The organism is Streptomyces sp. NPDC048411, assembly GCF_040704695.1.
Classification (GTDB): Bacteria; Actinomycetota; Actinomycetes; order Streptomycetales; family Streptomycetaceae; genus Streptomyces.
Map to the genome: position 1 here is coordinate 14,220 of NZ_JBEZKL010000092.1, position 15,645 is coordinate 29,864.

The window sequence follows — 15,645 nt, forward strand, 5'->3', positions numbered from 1 at the left end:
CGAAACGTGGTGGTTCATGGTGTTGATCAGCTTTCGACGGGCGGGGCGTGCTGGGGGAGGATTAGTGGGGCAGTCTGCCCACCGGGCGGACTGCGAGTGAGGTTGTGCTGGGCGGTTCGGTGTTCGTCTCGCCCAGGTCGGTGAAGAGTGAGGCAACGCGTGTGTCCTCTTCTGCGGTACGCCGGATGAAGACTGCGGCGGCCACGTAGACCGCGGTGTTGACGATGAGTCCGGCGACGCCCGAGGTCATCCCGCCCAGCCAGGGCACGGACGTCGGGTACGTCAGCTGGAGGACGGCTGCGGTCACGATGCCGCTCACCATGCCGCCCACCGCGCCGACCGCGTTGCCACGCCGCCAGAAGATGCCGAGCAGTAGGGTGGGGGCGAGCTGGCAGATGCCCTGGTAGGACAGGATCGCGAGGCTGGCCAGGCCGGTCGTGCTCTTGATCGTGGCCGTGGCTGTGATCGCGGCCAGGATAGTGAGGGTGAGCACGGCGAACTTGGCGGTGTGGGTCTCGCGGCCGTCCGCAGTGCGTGTGCGCCGGGGCAGCACGTCGTGGGTCAGCTGGATTCCGGTGGCTTGGAGATTGGCGTCGACGTTGCCCATGGTCGCGGCGAGGACGACGAGGCCGGCCAAGGAGACCAGCACGGTGCCGCCGACGCCTGCGGTGATGAACCAGACGCTGCCGGGCGCAGCCGCCACCGAGGGGAGCGAGGCGGCGAAGAGCGCCAGCAGCGTCAGCGCGGTAGCGAAGACGAACAGGATCGGCGCTGCCTGGACCGCGGATTTCTTGATGACGGCGGTGCTGCGGGCGGTGAACAGCCGGACGAAGATATCGGGCCAGCACCAGCCGCCCATCGTGCCGGTGAGCACGAGCGACATCAGATACAGCGGGCCGACCGCACTGCCCGGACCGGGAATGGTGAAGTGGGAGTCGGGCACCTGGTTCAGTCCATGGCCGTTGGTGACCAGCCAGACCAGCAGGCCGACGATGATGCACAGGCCGAGGACGTAGGCCACGATGCTCTGCACCATGTCGCTGATCACAACCCCGCGCATGCCCATGCGCACGGTCCAGAGCTGGCGGACCGCCAGCACGCCGATGCTGATCAGGATGGCGACGTCGGGCGAAACCCGGCCGAAGGACAGGTAGGAGAAAACGAGCCCCAGGGACTGCATGCCCAGCACGACCCAGGGGAACGACGAGACGACGCCGATCACGGCGGCAACGACACGGACCGCGGTGGAGCCGTAGCGCAGGCCGAGCAGGTCAGCCTGGGTGCTCAGGTCCCATTGCCGTCCCCAGTCGTGCACCCGCTGGGCCATGAAGAACATCAAGACGACCACGAGCAGGGCATAAGGCAGCCAGTAGAAGCCGATGACTCCTGCTTCGGCCGCCAGCCCCGCGAAAGAGATGAACACGGCGCCGGGCAACCAGGTGTTCAGGAAGGACATGGTTTGGAACCACGAGCCGAAGGAGCGCCCCGCGACCGCGTAGTCGGTAAAGCCCACATCGGCGCGCCGGGTTTTCTCCAGCACCGCGATGACCACCAGAAGGAAAAGGGCGATGGCGCCGTAGCCGATGAGCATGTTCACGACCGCACCTCCCCCTGCCTGCCCTGACGGCCTTCGGCGGCATACATGACCAGGATGCTGGCGAGGACGAAGCCGCTGCCGCCGATGAAGTACAGCAGCGTGGCGGCCGCACTGCGGCCGGCTCCTGCACTCCAGTACAGCGGCGGGAACAGCGTCACCACCGCATCGATGACCAGCAGGCCGGCGAACAACGCCCGCCTTCGGGAAGGCGACAGCCCGTGACTGCCGCGCTGGGGGTTCTCACTCATCGGGGGAGCCCTTCATGTCACGCGGGCTGGCTAGGCGCTGCGCATGGGGGACAGACTGCGCCGGAACGTTCCGGCATCGCTAACCTAGGGTCTGCCGGAAGGTTCCGGCAAGAGGTTCATTCGAATTGAAAGCCAGAATAAACATGAATGAAACAGGCAAATCGCTCGACTCGGTATCGGGTGGGGACGGCCCACGCGCGGTCGGGCCTCCTGCGACGCTTAGACTCTCGGCTGTGCCGAGCCGATCAGCGACCATCATCGACGTCGCCCGGCGCGCTGGCGTTTCCAAGACGACCGCGTCCGACGCACTCTCCGGCGCCGGTCGGGTGTCGGAGGCCACCAGAGCTCGCATCATGGCGGCCGCAGCAGAGATCGGCTACACACCCAACACCGCTGCCCGCCACCTACGCCGAAGCAGGACGGGGGCCTTCGGCCTGTACATGCCGCGCCGAGTGTTGGGCATGACCTTCTACATGGACTTCGCCTTCGGCGCCGCCGAGCGAGCCCGCGACTCCCACCTCGACCTCACCCTGCTCGCCCCTGATCCCCTCTCCGACCGGCTGCCCCAACTGCGGGTCGACGGCCTCGTCATCGTCGATCCACTGTCCAACGACCCGGTGACCACCAAACTGCTCGCCGCAGATCTCCCCGTGGTCACCGTCGGCAGATACCGAGGCGTCGGCCCGGCCGCCGCGGGGGTGCTCAACGCGGACCACGCTGCGATGGTGAACCGCTTGCTGGATCAGCTGGCCTTGGCCGGGGCCTCATTTCCCGGTCTCATCGCTCAGGATGAGGACTTCCAAGCCGACTGGTCCGCGCTCGTCCTCGATGCGTATCACCAGTGGTGCCGCCACCGAGGGATCGCTCCCCAGGTCCGTACGGTCGCAACCGATGCCACACCGCAGGACGTGGACCGTGCGGTCCGCGAGCTCATGGAACAGGAGCCCTCAATCGACGCCGTGGTGTGCGCACCCGACGGCACCGCGCTCCGAGCCCTGGGGACCCTGCGCTCCTTGGGGCGCCGCGTGGGCGACGACATCCTCCTCGCATCCTGCGTAGCCAGCCCGAGCCTGGAACTGTGCGATCCGCCGATCACCGCCATCGACTTGCGGCCACGGCAATACGGCAGCGCCGCCGTCGAACTGCTCATAGAGATCCTCGCCGCTACCGCGGAACCCCCCACCGAACGACTTCACACCGCCGACCTGCTGGTACGGGCCTCGACCTCACCGCCCGCGGCACGCTGAAGCGGAGCAGTGCTTGCGAGGGATCGCGCCAGCGCAGTCGGACACGCAAGGACTATCTGGCCCTGCGGGCTGCGGCCGCAGGAGTCGACCAAACCGATCATCGCCACGTGCACATTCCTTGCGGCGGTCAGCCTGTTGCGGCAGGTCGGCTGGATCGGGCGTGCGTCACCAGCCGCAAACGACCGGTCAGGGTTTCGCCACCGTGGTCTTCTTCGGCTGGCGGGGGACGGTCTTGGTCCTGTCGAGGTGCCCATACACCGTGGAGCGGGGCACACCGAACATGTCGGCGATCTGCTGGACGGTCTTCTCCCGCTCGTCGTAGAGCCGTTGGGCGAGCGCGGCCTGATCATCGGTGAGCCCGGGCCGGCGCCCGCCGACCCGTCCACGGGTCCGTGCGGAGGCGAGCCCGTCGTTCGTATTCGCCACGATCAGTTCTCGCTGAAGCTCGGCGAGCACTGACAGCATCCCGAACATCGCACGGCCCTCCATGGTGGCGGTGTCGATGCCCTGCTCGATGACGTGCAGCCCGATGCCGCGCTCGCGCAGGTCGGCGCCGAGGGCCACCAGGTGCAGCACAGAGCGGGAGAGCCGGTCGAGCCGGGTTACCTTCAAGGTGTCGCCCTCGCGCAGCAGCCGCATGACGAGGTCGAACTTCGGGCGCTGCCCTCGGGTGTGCCGGCCGGGGTTCTCCTGCGACGGAGCCCGGCCGCGGCACGCCCGACGATTCAGCCCTGGAGGGAGGCGAGCCAGGCGGTCAGCAGACGGTTGACCTCCTCGGGACGCTCCTGCTGGATCCAGTGCCCGCAGCCGTCCAGGATATGGGTGGAGGCCAGGCGGGGGAGGGTGGCTGGGCAGTCGTCGATCGCGTCGGCCATCCAAGTCGTGGAGGCGTCCAGGGAGCCGCCGATGAACAGGGACGGCTGCTTGATCGGGGCGCCACCGTACTGGGCGAGGTCCTCCCAGTCGCGGTCCATGTTGCGGTAGCGGTTGAGGGCCCCGGTCATGCCGGTTCGCTCGAACTCCCCGGCGTACACGTCGAGGTCGTCCTCGGTCAGCCAGGCGGGCAGCTTGCCGCCGGGGAAGCGGTCGCGCAGCCGGCCGCCGGCGCGGGCCACAAAGTGCGGGTCGGGCTCGCCCTGGGCGGGCATGGTGTCGCCGGACAGGGCCGCGTAGAAGCCCGCGAGCCAGCCCCGGAGGTCGGGCTCCATCTCCGCTTCGGCCCGGCCGGGCTCCTGGAAGTACGAGACGTAGAACTCCTGGTCGCCGCCCATCTGCGCGAAGACGTCGGTGGGGCGGGGGCCGCCGGGCGGCGCGTAGGGGACGCTCAGCAGTCCGACGGCACGGAAGACCTCGGGGTGGAGCAGCGCGGAGGCCGCCGCGATGCTGGAGCCCCAGTCGTGCCCGACGACCACCGCCCTCTCCTCACCCAGGGCCCGCACCAGGGCGACGTTGTCCTCCACCAGGTCGAGCATCCGGTAGGCGTCCGTCGCGGCCCGGCCTCTTCGAACCGAGGGCGTACGTGTCCTCCCGCCATGAACCTCAGGTAGAGGTTCAGATTGACCCGGATTGCAGTGCCGGCTCGTAGCGTCGACGAGAAGGGGTTCGGAGCGGCCGGGCCCACGCGGGCAGGGAGCGGGCATGGGACACATCAGCATCGACGGCGACGGTCTGGGACGGCTCCTGCCAGGCGGAGCCAGCGGCTGCGGCCACTCGTGCGAGCAGGCGTACAACGAGCTCGCGGCCGCCCCGCCGCGAGCATCTCCTCCCCGAACTGTGCCGGGCCGCTGACCGCGCTCTGTTTGAGTTCACCAACGTCGATCTGCTGGAACGGGCGTGCGCGATCGGCGCAGGGAAGCCGTACGAACAGCGGTGACCGTCACCTGAGGAACTCCCCCGTGCGGCCGAAGAACGGCCCGCACACAGCCCCGTGGCCAGCACCCACCACGAGCCACTTCACACCGGACTCTGCCCTGCCACGACACGGACACGGCACACCCCTGGCCCTTCAGGTACCTACTAGGTACCATCAGAGTATGCCGTCCTTGAACATCACTTTCACCGACGACGAACTCGAAGCGGTCCGCGCAGCCGCGGCCGCCGAGGGCAAGTCCCTCAAGCAGTTCGTCCACGACCTCCCGCTGCGCGAACAGCAGCGCCTCCAGTTCGTCCGCTACGCCATCTCCTGGGGCGAGCAGCACCGGGACGAGTTCGACGACGCCTTCCCCGACGAGATGCCGCCGGCCGACCGCCAGCAGGGAGCCGAAGCCGCCTGATGGTCCTCTACATCGACGTCCCCTGGCTCCTGGACGTCCAGGAGCAGGCCGTCCCCGAAGACGTCACTGTCGCCGACTACTCCGCTCTCGTCGCGGCCGTCGCCCGCCACAAGACCCGCATCCCCCGCCCCACCACCGCCGAACCCGACGCAGCCTGGCGCGCCGCCGCTCTCCTGCACACCCTGGTCCGGCTCCAGCCACTGCCGTACCGCAACTCCCTCTATGCCTGCCAGATCGCTGCGGCCTACATGCACGCCTCGGGCGAGGGCATCGACCCCCCATACGGCGCGCTGGTGGAACTGGTCCGCGACATCCAGGCCGGCAAGGCAAACGTCTACCAGGCAGGCGACCACATCCGTTCCTGGCGCATCTGACCCGCTAGGCGAGTCCGAATGTCGCGGCGTGCAGGCGCAGCGGTGCCCGATCTTGGTGGTTAATTCCAACTGTCATGCCGCGAGGTGGAGTTGGAGTCTGGCGAGGTGGCTGTGGTTGGCGCGGTCGAGGGGGTGGCCGTTCCACCAGGCGACGACGCGGATGAGGTTGAGGGCGGTGGCGCTGGTGGTGTGATCGAGGTGGATCTTGGCCAGGCCGCGGTAGCGGGCACGGCGTAGGCCGGTGGTGCTGGTCTTCCCGGCCGGGCAGACAACCTGCTGGTTGTCCCAGTCGATGGTGAAGTCGTGTGCAGCGAAGCCTTCTTGGGCTTTGGCTTGGCGGGAGGTGTCGAGCAGGACCAGGGTGATCAAGGCGACGCCGTGGGCCTGGGCGGAACTCACGATCAGTTCGGCACTGGGGTAGCCGGAGTCGAGGTAGTGCCGTGCGAGCAGCAGCCGACGGCGGTCGAGGGCCTGGTGGATCGGCTGCAGGGCCTTGGTGTCCGGGAGGGTGGAGGCGGTGGTGGCCCCGTTCGTGATGATGTTCGGCCGGGCGGGACGGCCGCCGTCGGCCTGTGGATGGCAGGTCTGCGACACGTGCAGCTTGAACCCGTTCCAGAACAGGTCGCGCTTGGCGGACCAGCGGGCGTCGGTGTCATACGGGGAGGCCAGGCGTACCGGGCCGGGCGGCAGCCCGTCACCCCCGTCCTCGGCGTGCTCGCGGCGCCGGATCCGCAGCCTGCCGCCCCCACCCGGGGTGCGAGTGCAGTTCTGCACCAGCACGATCCGCAGGGTCTTCACCGCGGGCAGTTCACGCAGCCATGCCGGGGAAACCGGGGCGTAGAGGGCCTCCAGCAGGGTGTAGCCGTCCTTGGCGTAGTGCAGGGCAAGTTCATCCTGCTTGGTCTTGGAGGAGGGCAGGCGCCAGGTGTCGATCCGGTCCGCGTAGCGGCGGCTCCAGTCCTCCACGACCAGCGCCTGGTCCAGCCAGTCGGGGCACGCCGCAGCCAGGGCGTTCAGGGCCGCGCGCACGCTCTCGCCGACCAGCTCGAGCCGGTTCAGATCCCGCACCGCGGCCACGATGTGCGTGGAGTCGGTGCGCTGGTTGCCGCCTGCCTCCACCAGTCCCAGCTCGCGCAGCCGCTCCAGCAGCAGGTCCAGCACCCGCTCCTCCGTCCCGTGGGCGACGGCACGGGAGCGGAACTCCGACAGCACGCTGTGGTCGAAGCCCGGATCCTCCAGAGCCAGACCGAGCGCGTACTTCCAGGACAGGTTCTCCCGGACCTCGTCCGCGGCCTGCCGGTCGGTGAGGTTCGCGGCCTTCTGCAGCACCGTGACCAGCGCGAGCCGGCCCGGCGACCAGCCCGGCTTGCCCGCTCGCCCGAACCCGTCAGCCCCGCAGCCAGCCGCGCACGTGCCGCAACCGCTACTTGACATCCATAGGGGCATCAACGCCCCTCACGGCGCAAACATAAGTTGAGCCAGAACCCGAGATTGAGCAGCAGTTGTTCAGCACTTCGGACAGCACCTGGTGGGCTCTCGATTCGAACAGCCAGGAGTCGCAGCAGGTGCCGCTCGGCATGAGCAGCAAGCCAGTGAAGCGGCGGAGCAGAGCCCTGGGCTCAGTTCGGGTTCACCGCGGAGGGGCCGAGCCTCTCGATGACCTCGCGCACCTCCTCCTCGTCGGCCTCGTAGACCGTCTCACCCATGCGCGGGTCACGGATATGCAGCGTGTGGATAAGTGGCCCGCTGGGTGTTCCGAGCTGCACGAGGGAGGCTGACGGGCCGTGGACAGCGCGCACGCTGCCGGGCCGAGCGGTCAGATCGATGCGGCTGACGACGCCGGGCGTCACCCAGACGGTTGCCTGTTCCAGGTGCCCCAGAATCTGCAGGTGGAAGTGCCCGCTCAAGATGAGTTGGACGTCGGTTCCACGGATGGTCTCGGCCAGCTCTGCATCGTTCTGCAAGCCCAGCGCCCGCTGGACGTCGACGTCCAGGGCGACCGGCGGGTGGTGGAAGGCCAGGACGGTGCCCAACGGTGCCGGGCTGCGGAGTAGTTCGCGGAGCCAGTTGAGTTGACCACGGTCCAGTCGACCGTAACCCTTGCCCGGAACGAGCGTGTCCAGCGTAATCAGCCGCCATCCGTCGATGGTGCTTGCCCCTGCTCGCTCACCCGCCGCTCCCTCGTACACCGCCTCGGGCTGGACGTGGCCGCTGCCGAGCACGTCGGCGAATGCGGTGCGGTCGTCGTGGTTGCCGGTCGTGTAGAAGACGTCTGCCCCTCGTTGGCCGGCGTACCCGGACAGGAGCCCGTGCGCCCGCGCGTATGCCTCGCGGGAACCGTCGTCCGCGACATCGCCCGTCACCACTATTGCGTCGAGGTCGTGCAGGTGGCCCAGTTCGGCAAGCAGGCAGCGGAGCGCGGCAGTGCCGTCGGCCCCGTCGGCGTCTGGACCGCCAGACCGGTCGAGATGAGTGTCAGAGAGATGCAAGATCCGCATCATCTGAAACTAGCTTTCGGCGCCCGCGCCGAGCCATGGCTTTTCTGGTCATGTGATCCGCACCCACTGGCCGTTCCCGGCTGCGCCTGATCACGAAATCGAACGGGGCCAGGGATCGGTGCCGTCCGAAGCCACGTCGGCCCACCTCTACGGGGAGCAGGGCCTACTCCGGCGCTTGCTGTAGTCCCACCGGCGCGCCACGAGCCTTCGATGCCACGCCAGCACGGTGCCCTGAGTCACCGGGAACACCTGCGCCCAATGACCGCCGACTGCGGTCCTGCAAGCGATGTGGGCGGCGGGACGGGTTCCGGTGCTGGTGCGGATGGCATCGGCGAGTTGCGGCCGTCTGGATCAGTCGGACGCGGCTCTTCCCATGCCGCTTTGACGTGCCTGGAGCCTGTTTATCACCTGTTGACCGGCTGTTGAACACCGTGCGGTGACATGGCTGCATGAACCTCAGAAGAGCTGTGGTGGGCGTCGCGCTCGCCGCGATCGCGCTCACCGCCACCGGTGTATCGACTGCTTCCGGAGCCGAGGCGTCGCCGCACCCCGGCCGCTCGCACCTGGCCTCGCACACGACCGCCGGCACGCCTCACCCGGGGCCCGACAAGTCCGACTGGCCGAAGAAGGGGGACACCAAGGTCCCCACGCTGCCGTCCGCGCCTCTCAAGGGCCTTCCGACCTTGCGAGAAGCCCAGCAGAGGGGTCTCCTCTCGCAGCCGATGTCGGCCGCGGGCGGCGTGACAACGCAGGCGTTCCCCGATTACGGCTGCACCACGCCCCCGCAGGGCTGGGGGTACCACGACTACCTCGCCCCCGGCGAGTGCCTCACCCAGGATACGTACATCGCCGTCAACACCGGCGCGACCGACTGGTACGAGCTGTGGATGCAGAGCGACGGCAATGTCGTCCGCTATTTCCACGGCGCCCCGTTTTACGAGGCCAAGTGGCAGACCGGAACCCGTGGCCGGAACGCGTCGCTGTGGATGCAGCGGGACGGCAACGTCGTCCTCTACGACGGCGTGGGCAACCCGATGTGGGCCACGGGCACGAACGGGTGCGGCGGTCTGGGGGCCTGGCTGCGGATCGAGAAGTACACCAACCTCGTCCTGTACACCCGCGACTGGACGCCGATCTGGGCCCTGCGCAACGGTCCCTCCTCCCGCCCCTGCTGAGCCGCCCCGGAGACGGCGCGCGGCGGGCCGCGGAACGCTGAGCCCGACAAGCCGAGGCCGCGTCCGACGGGTCACGCGCGAAGCCGGAGGCGAAGCGCCGCGACGGTCACCGTGTCACGGAACACGCATGCCCTCCGAACCCCTGACCAGGGGCCCGAAGGGCATGCGGCCAGGGCCGCGCTCCGCCGGACAGTGCCTGGGCCAGGTCCATGCGGAAGCTCCCTCCACACACCCGGGCAACACTTGGGCTTCCGCAAGCGGGAACAGTGATCGGTACAACGGTCGCCGTGGCGTCACCGAAGATGCGGGGTGGCTCTGCACAAGTGCGGAACCGGCCGTGCAGGCTTACCTTTCGCGCCCCTGGGCGCGCAGAGGGAGCATGCGGGCGAGCTGGGTCTCCCGGTCGCGTGCGTGTGCCGTTCAGAAGCTCATCGCTGCTGGTCAAGCCGCGTATCTGTACTCGTTGATGACGCCGCCCAGCACTCGGGTGCGGAGGAGTCGGTGCGCGGTCAAGTCGGTCGAAGGCGCCGGGGGCACTGTCGTGAGTGGTCTCCGGGCTGGGGTGGTGGCCGGGTTTGTTGATCGTTCGGGAGGAGCTGGTGGTGGAGGGCGCCGGGGACGGGCCGTCGCACAAGGGGTTCCGGTTCCCGGCGGAGGTCATCTCCCACGCGGTGTGGCTGTACCACCGCTTCCCGCTCTCCTTCCGCTAAGTCAAGGAGCTGCTCCTGGCCCGCGGGATCACCGTCTCCCATGAGGCGATCCGCCGGTGGTGCGACCGGTCCGGCCCCCAGTACGCGGCCGCCCTGCGCCGCCGCCGGGCCCAGGCCGGCGACAAGTGGCACCTGGACGAGGTGTTCCTGAAGATCAACGGGGTGCGGCACTACCTGTGGCGGGCCGTGGACCAGGAGGGCACTGTCCTCGACATCCTGCTGCAGTCCAAGCGGGACGCGAAGGCCGCGAAGCGGTTCATGGCCAAGCTGATGAAGAAGCAGCGGAGGACACCCAGGGTGCTGGTCACCGACAAGCTCCGCTCCTACGGTGTCACAGAGAGTTGATGTCCTCGGTCGATCATCGTTCCCACAAGGGCCTGAACAACCATGCGGAGAGCTCCCATCAGCCGACGAGGCAGCGCGAACGCGCGATGAAGGGCTTCCGCACAGTCGGCAGAACCCAGAGGTTCCTGTCCGCGTTCAGCCAGATCTCACCGCACTTCCGGCCCCGCCGCCACCGGATGACCGCCACCGGCTACCGCACCGAGATGCGCCACCGCTTCGGAACCTGGAACGAGATCACCGGCACTACAGCCATGCCCACCGAGGCCTGAACCAGAGGTGGGCGCCCGAGCGCCTCCGCCTGGCTGTTGCACCCCGGTTGCCTGCACGCCTCCTGCCACCGAATGAGGCTCACTGCCGATGCCGGGCGAGGGCGGGGACCCGTCCCCGGCACCCGGGGTGACCGTCGGCCGCTGGAGCCTGCGAAGCTGCAGAGAAGGATGCGCGGTCACACGGGCCCATTCCGTCCGATTTTCGGTCGCGGCCAGCGCCTAAGTGAACATTTACCGGCGATTTGGTGTGCAGTTTCCGATATCCGACCATGGGATGGATCCCCCGGCGGTTTCCGCAGCAGGCGTGCGTCGGCACGCTGCCGCTGCACGCGGGCTGGGGGCCGTGGCGAGGCCCCGCAGGGCAGGCGACGGTACCCGGCACGATGAAAGGCGCACCATCCCCATGCACGACACCGAAACGGTCTCGCAGTCGGCTCCGCCCCCGGGCAGCCCCGCTCCGGCCCCGTCCCAAGGCCCCGCCTCCGCCCGGAAGGGGCAGCTCCCGTCCCCGGAGCGGGAAGCGGGCAGCCGGCATGCGCGGCGCTTCGGGCTTCCGGTTGCCACCGCGCTGGTCATGGGCAACATCATCGGCGGCGGCATCTTCCTGCTCCCCGCGTCCGTCGCCCCGTTCGGCACCATCAGCCTCGTCGCCTTCGGTGTGCTCACCATCGGTGCCATCGCGCTCGCGCTCGTCTTCGGGCGGCTCGCGCAGCGCGACCCGCGCACCGGCGGGCCCTACGTCTACGTGCGCGAGGCCTTCGGTGATTTCGCGGGCTTCCTGGCCGCCTGGTCGTATTGGATCACCTCCTGGGTGAGCAACGCGGCGCTCGCCGTCACCGCCGTGGGCTATCTGGACGTGCTGCTGCCCCTGCATGATTCGCCGTGGCTGATGATGACTGCCGCACTCGTCGTGCAGTGGCTGCCGGCTCTCGCCAACCTCGCCGGGACCCGTTACGTCGGCGCGGTGCAACTCGTCTCCACCGTGCTGAAGTTCGTGCCCTTGCTGCTGGTCGCGATCGGCGGGCTGTTCTTCTTCGACCCGGACAACCTCGGTCCCTTCCAGGCCACCGGGGGTGGCGCCCTCGGCGCGGTCTCGGCGTCCGCTGCGATCCTGCTCTTCAGCTACCTCGGCGTCGAGTCGGCGGCGGTCAGCGCGGGCGAGGTGCGCAACCCGCGGCGCAACGTCGGGCGGGCGACCGTCCTCGGAACGCTCGGCGCGGCGCTGGTGTACCTGCTGGGCACCCTCGCCGTCTTCGGTACCGTCGCGCACGACAAGCTGCTCACCTCCAGAGCCCCCTTCACCGACGCCGTCAACACCATGTTCGGCGGTACGTGGGGCGGCGCGGCGGTCGCCTGCGCGGCGCTGGTGTCGATCGTGGGCGCGCTCAACGGCTGGACGCTGCTCAGCGCCCAGACCGCGTACGCCGCCGCCCGCGACGGGCTGTTCCCGGCACGCTTCGCGGTGAAGCGGCGGGGTGTGTCGTCCTTCGGCGTGATCGTCACGGTCGTCCTCGCCTCGCTGCTGACCGTCTACAACTACATGGCCGGGACGGCCCGGGTGTTCGAGATCCTGGTGCTGGTCACGACCTTCACCGCGACCGTTCCGTACCTCCTGGCGACGGCGGCCCAGCTGTACTTCCTCGTCTCGGGGCAGCGTGACCGGGTCCGCCCGGCTCGCCTCGCCCGCGACGCCGTGCTCGCGCTGGCCGCCTTCGGCTTCTCCATGTGGCTTCTGGCGGGCTCCGGCTACGCGGCCGTCTACCAGGGCGTGCTGTTCCTCTTCGGGGGTGTCCTGATCTACGCATGGATGTCGGCCCGCAGGACGCGCGCCTGACGCCTCGGCGGGGGACCGGTCAGCCGACCGGCCAGGTGTGGACGGGCGCGTCGGTAGGTGCTGGCTGGTTGCCAGCCTCCAATGGGTTGGTGGGGAGGGCCCGTGCAACAACGGCCTTGCGCACCCTCAATACGACCTGACGAGACCCCAGCTCAGGGCCAAGCTGTACAGCATCACGAACCCTACGAGCCCCAGAGGAAAACAGAACAAAAGCCGCGTATACACCGGTCCCCAGATGCCCGGCCCCGCGATGGTGGCTCGCTTGCGCGGGCGCGCCGGATCATAGCAGATGCGAACCGGCGCGCCCTCCTCGTACCCGAAGGCGCCCGGCCGGTCCTTGAACTCGACGGTCTCGCCTTCCGGGGTACGGAAGGCGAAGGTGAACTCGGTGCGAGAGCTGCTGCCGGCGCTCACAGACCGAATCAGCTCGCGTTTCACGCACCACCCTTGGGTCCGCGCGCCGCGCAGCACCAGCCAGATCACGATGACCGTCCGGTGCAAGAACAGGGAGACGCCCGTCGCGCAGGCCAGACCAGCGGCCAGGGCGCCAATCTCCATCGTCGACACGCTGCCGCCCTTCGTCTTCTCCAGCGCAACACTATCGATGATGCCCAAGACGCCCTCGGTGGGTGTCCTTCTTCGGGCGGCCCGGCTTTCGATGGCGAGCATGCGGACGGGATCGGGGCCTGGGCAGGCTGCGCCGCAGCTGCAGAAGGAGATGGGGTCGTCCGATCTCACGCCGCCCACCGCGCGGGCGGTGACGGACTGTGCCGCGGCCATCGGTCCCGACCGCCGCTTCTACAGCACGAGTGACACGGTCGCTGACCTGGAGCTGCTGCGCCAGGCGCTGGGCGTGCGGAAGATGACGCTCGACGGTGTCTCGTACGGCACGTACACCGCCGAACAGAACGCCCTGGCGTATCCGCAGCACGTGGCTCGGCTGGTACTGGACTCGGTGGTGCCGCAGACCGGCTACGACCCGATGGACCGCGCCGCCATGCGAGCGGCGCCGCGCGTGCTGACGGCGGCATGCGAGGCGATCGGCTGCCGTACGGACCCGGCGGCGGATCTGGCCAAGGTGGTGGACACGTACGACAACGGCGTCGATGTCTTGGACGCGCTGACCACCTGGGAGTTCGTGGACCCGGACTACGCGGCGATGATCGACGCCCTGCACCAGGCAGCCGACGGCGACCCCGCAGCGCTGCGGGGCCTGATCGCGGGTGTACGGCAGGGAAGCATGGCGACCGCGGAAGAGCTGAGCCAGAGGCTGCACGCCTCGACCCTGTGCCTGGACGGGCGCTATCCGTGGGGCAGGTCCGACACACCGGTGGTGGGGCGCCAGGAGGCGCTGGAGAAGGCGGCCGCGGACCTGACCCCGGCGTGGCTCACCGCGCGATCACGTGGGTGGGAGTCCGGGCAGCGGCCGGGACGCGGTCCTGGGACACACACACATCACCGCGCGAGTGACACAGAAAGCGGGACGGACAACGATGAGGCCCCCATCGGGACTTCCGTTCTAGTGGCTCGTCAGGCAGCCTTGGCCGGGTAATGCGTCCAGGTGCGGATGGGTGAGTCGGGGCGAAGTTGGTCTTCGGTTCGGTGCGGGCATTGCGCCAGCGGACGTAGGCGGTGATGGCCGCGCTCTGCTCGTCGTGGCTGCGATGGTCGGTGCCGTTGAGTACGAAGTAGCGCAGGGCCGCGAACTCGGCCTCGATCCAGTTCAGCCAGGAGCCGTAGGTCGGCGGGAAGACGGCAGCCACTCCGTCGGTGATCGCCTGCGCCAGCGAAGGGCGTTGATGCCCCTATGGATGTCAAGTAGCGGTTGCGGCACGTGCGCGGCTGGCTGCGGGGCTCGGAGTGGCGATGAGCCGGTAGACCTCCCGTGCGATGTAGCGCTTGAGGCAGCGGATGACTTCTCGGCGCGTCTTGCCCTCGGCAAGGCGTCGCTGCAGGTAGATCTTTACCGAGGCGCCCGCCAGACGGGCCGTCCCGCCAGCCGTGGACGGTAAGCCGACGCCGTGTGCACCCTCCCGCCCATGAACATCACCAGGTACAGAGACCCCTGCCCTCTGCCACACGCCGCTCCTGCTGGACGTGTACCAAGTCCGCTCCAGCCAGTCCGCCTTCGTCCAGCGGGAACATATCAACGAACATCGCTGCCCCGGCTGCAAGGCAGCCCGGCCCGAGCAGTGGAACAAGGCGATGCGAACCTGCTACGGCGACGGCTGACGACCCCGTGCGAATACTGCACCGCAAGGCCACTCAGACCGTCACGCGCTCCTCAATCAGCGCAAGGACGTCCGCTGTCGGCCGCACGTCGCCAAAGGACCGGTAGACCGTGTGAAGGGTCGCGTTGTGGTCCTGATCGCGGCCGGTGGCGTTGGCATCGGCCACCATGATGACCCGGTAGCCGAGCGTCCACGCGTCGCGGGCGGAGGACTCGCAGCAGACGTTGGTGACCGTTCCGGTGATCAGAACTGTGTCGATGCCCCGCTCCTGCAGCCGCTCGGGAAGCGGGGAGCGGCCGGGGAAGAAGGCGCTGGGTGCGGACTTCTCCACCAGGAAATCGTCGGTGTCGAGCGTGAAGCCGTGCCATAGCCGGTCCGGAAGCGGTCCGCTTCCGCCCGAGTTACGGAACATCTCGGCTGCTTCGGGGCCGTGGAACTCGTCACCGACCGGGGTTCGCTCGGTCCGCGCCGGCAGTACCCAGGCGACCGTTCCGCGGGCGGCGCGCAGCCGGTCGGCCAAGCTGCGGATGTTCGGGACGATGCCGCGGGCGTAGGGGTTGGTATCGACGAAGAACGGCACCATGTCGATGACCACGAGTGCGGTGCGGGCGGGAGCGAGGCTGGTGTACGCGAACCGGCGGCCGCGGCGTTTCTCTTGGCGTCGGTACTCCCGGTCGTCGATGTGCCAGGCGTGCGGGAGCGGTTCGTTGTCGGGCACGGTGGTGCTCCTGTCAGTCGTGGTCCGGGTGGAGCCTGCGGTTGGTGCCGGACCGGCCGATGTCCAGGTCCAGGAACGACGTCAACGTGGTGCCGCTGTTCCAGAAGCCGAGCAGGTTGACGTCGA

At 68.8% G+C, this 15,645-nt stretch carries 14 protein-coding genes and 2 pseudogenes; 7 read left to right on the forward strand and 9 right to left on the reverse strand.

The window, feature by feature from the left end; all coding sequences use genetic code 11:
- Window positions 1-61 precede the first annotated feature (61 nt).
- On the reverse strand, window positions 62-1,591 hold the full coding sequence (locus AB0915_RS26965) for a sodium:solute symporter family protein (RefSeq protein WP_366693543.1): 1,530 nt from the start codon (window positions 1,589-1,591) through the stop codon (window positions 62-64).
- A 2-nt stretch (window positions 1,592-1,593) separates the two neighbouring features.
- Complete coding sequence (locus tag AB0915_RS26970) at window positions 1,594-1,845, reverse strand: hypothetical protein (protein WP_366693530.1); 252 nt, start codon at window positions 1,843-1,845, stop codon at window positions 1,594-1,596.
- A 233-nt stretch (window positions 1,846-2,078) separates the two neighbouring features.
- Here AB0915_RS26970 and AB0915_RS26975 point away from each other — a divergent pair, with 233 nt between their 5' ends.
- Window positions 2,079-3,092: a LacI family DNA-binding transcriptional regulator gene (locus tag AB0915_RS26975; RefSeq protein WP_366693531.1), complete on the forward strand. Its 1,014-nt coding sequence runs from the start codon at window positions 2,079-2,081 to the stop codon at window positions 3,090-3,092.
- Between the two features lie 186 nt (window positions 3,093-3,278).
- Here AB0915_RS26975 and AB0915_RS26980 read toward each other — a convergent pair whose 3' ends face one another.
- On the reverse strand, window positions 3,279-3,899 hold the full coding sequence (locus AB0915_RS26980) for a recombinase family protein (RefSeq protein ID WP_366693544.1): 621 nt from the start codon (window positions 3,897-3,899) through the stop codon (window positions 3,279-3,281).
- Window positions 3,818-4,747, reverse strand: coding sequence for an alpha/beta hydrolase (locus AB0915_RS26985; RefSeq protein WP_366693532.1), 930 nt, complete (start codon window positions 4,745-4,747; stop codon window positions 3,818-3,820). The genes AB0915_RS26980 and AB0915_RS26985 overlap by 82 nt, the downstream gene beginning before the upstream one ends.
- Window positions 4,748-5,125: 378 nt before the next feature.
- On the opposite strand from AB0915_RS26985, the gene AB0915_RS26990 reads away from it, so the two are divergent.
- Window positions 5,126-5,365, forward strand: a complete 240-nt coding sequence (locus tag AB0915_RS26990) for a hypothetical protein (RefSeq protein WP_366693533.1) — start codon at window positions 5,126-5,128, stop codon at window positions 5,363-5,365.
- Window positions 5,365-5,739: a toxin Doc gene (locus tag AB0915_RS26995; protein WP_366693534.1), complete on the forward strand. Its 375-nt coding sequence runs from the start codon at window positions 5,365-5,367 to the stop codon at window positions 5,737-5,739. The genes AB0915_RS26990 and AB0915_RS26995 overlap by 1 nt, the downstream gene beginning before the upstream one ends.
- Window positions 5,740-5,811: 72 nt before the next feature.
- Here the strand turns inward: AB0915_RS26995 and AB0915_RS27000 are convergent, their stop codons facing one another.
- Window positions 5,812-7,173: a transposase gene (locus tag AB0915_RS27000; RefSeq protein ID WP_366693535.1), complete on the reverse strand. Its 1,362-nt coding sequence runs from the start codon at window positions 7,171-7,173 to the stop codon at window positions 5,812-5,814.
- A 185-nt stretch (window positions 7,174-7,358) separates the two neighbouring features.
- On the reverse strand, window positions 7,359-8,237 hold the full coding sequence (locus tag AB0915_RS27005; protein ID WP_366693545.1) for a metallophosphoesterase: 879 nt from the start codon (window positions 8,235-8,237) through the stop codon (window positions 7,359-7,361).
- Between the two features lie 449 nt (window positions 8,238-8,686).
- On the opposite strand from AB0915_RS27005, the gene AB0915_RS27010 reads away from it, so the two are divergent.
- From AB0915_RS27010 to AB0915_RS27020, 3 genes and pseudogenes are all read left to right on the forward strand, one after another.
- Window positions 8,687-9,412 carry a hypothetical protein gene (locus AB0915_RS27010; protein ID WP_366693536.1) on the forward strand — a complete coding sequence of 242 codons (726 nt, stop codon included), beginning with the start codon at window positions 8,687-8,689 and terminating at the stop codon, window positions 9,410-9,412.
- Window positions 9,413-10,014: 602 nt separating this feature from the next.
- Window positions 10,015-10,736 (forward strand): annotated as a pseudogene (locus AB0915_RS27015) (IS6 family transposase).
- A 403-nt stretch (window positions 10,737-11,139) separates the two neighbouring features.
- Entirely contained in the window at window positions 11,140-12,570 is a 1,431-nt protein-coding gene (locus tag AB0915_RS27020; RefSeq protein WP_366693537.1) for an amino acid permease, read from the forward strand.
- 126 nt (window positions 12,571-12,696) lie between these two features.
- Here AB0915_RS27020 and AB0915_RS27025 read toward each other — a convergent pair whose 3' ends face one another.
- Window positions 12,697-13,239 carry a DUF3592 domain-containing protein gene (locus tag AB0915_RS27025; protein ID WP_366693538.1) on the reverse strand — a complete coding sequence of 181 codons (543 nt, stop codon included), beginning with the start codon at window positions 13,237-13,239 and terminating at the stop codon, window positions 12,697-12,699.
- Here AB0915_RS27025 and AB0915_RS27030 point away from each other — a divergent pair.
- Window positions 13,238-14,122 carry an alpha/beta hydrolase gene (locus AB0915_RS27030; RefSeq protein WP_366693539.1) on the forward strand — a complete coding sequence of 295 codons (885 nt, stop codon included), beginning with the start codon at window positions 13,238-13,240 and terminating at the stop codon, window positions 14,120-14,122. The two genes, AB0915_RS27025 and AB0915_RS27030, sit on opposite strands and share 2 nt — an antisense overlap.
- Window positions 14,123-14,384: 262 nt before the next feature.
- Here the strand turns inward: AB0915_RS27030 and AB0915_RS27035 are convergent.
- A pseudogene (locus AB0915_RS27035) lies at window positions 14,385-14,534 on the reverse strand (IS110 family transposase); the annotation flags it as partial.
- A gap of 301 nt (window positions 14,535-14,835) precedes the next feature.
- Complete coding sequence (locus AB0915_RS27040) at window positions 14,836-15,519, reverse strand: isochorismatase family cysteine hydrolase (RefSeq protein ID WP_366693540.1); 684 nt, start codon at window positions 15,517-15,519, stop codon at window positions 14,836-14,838.
- Window positions 15,520-15,645 lie beyond the last annotated feature (126 nt).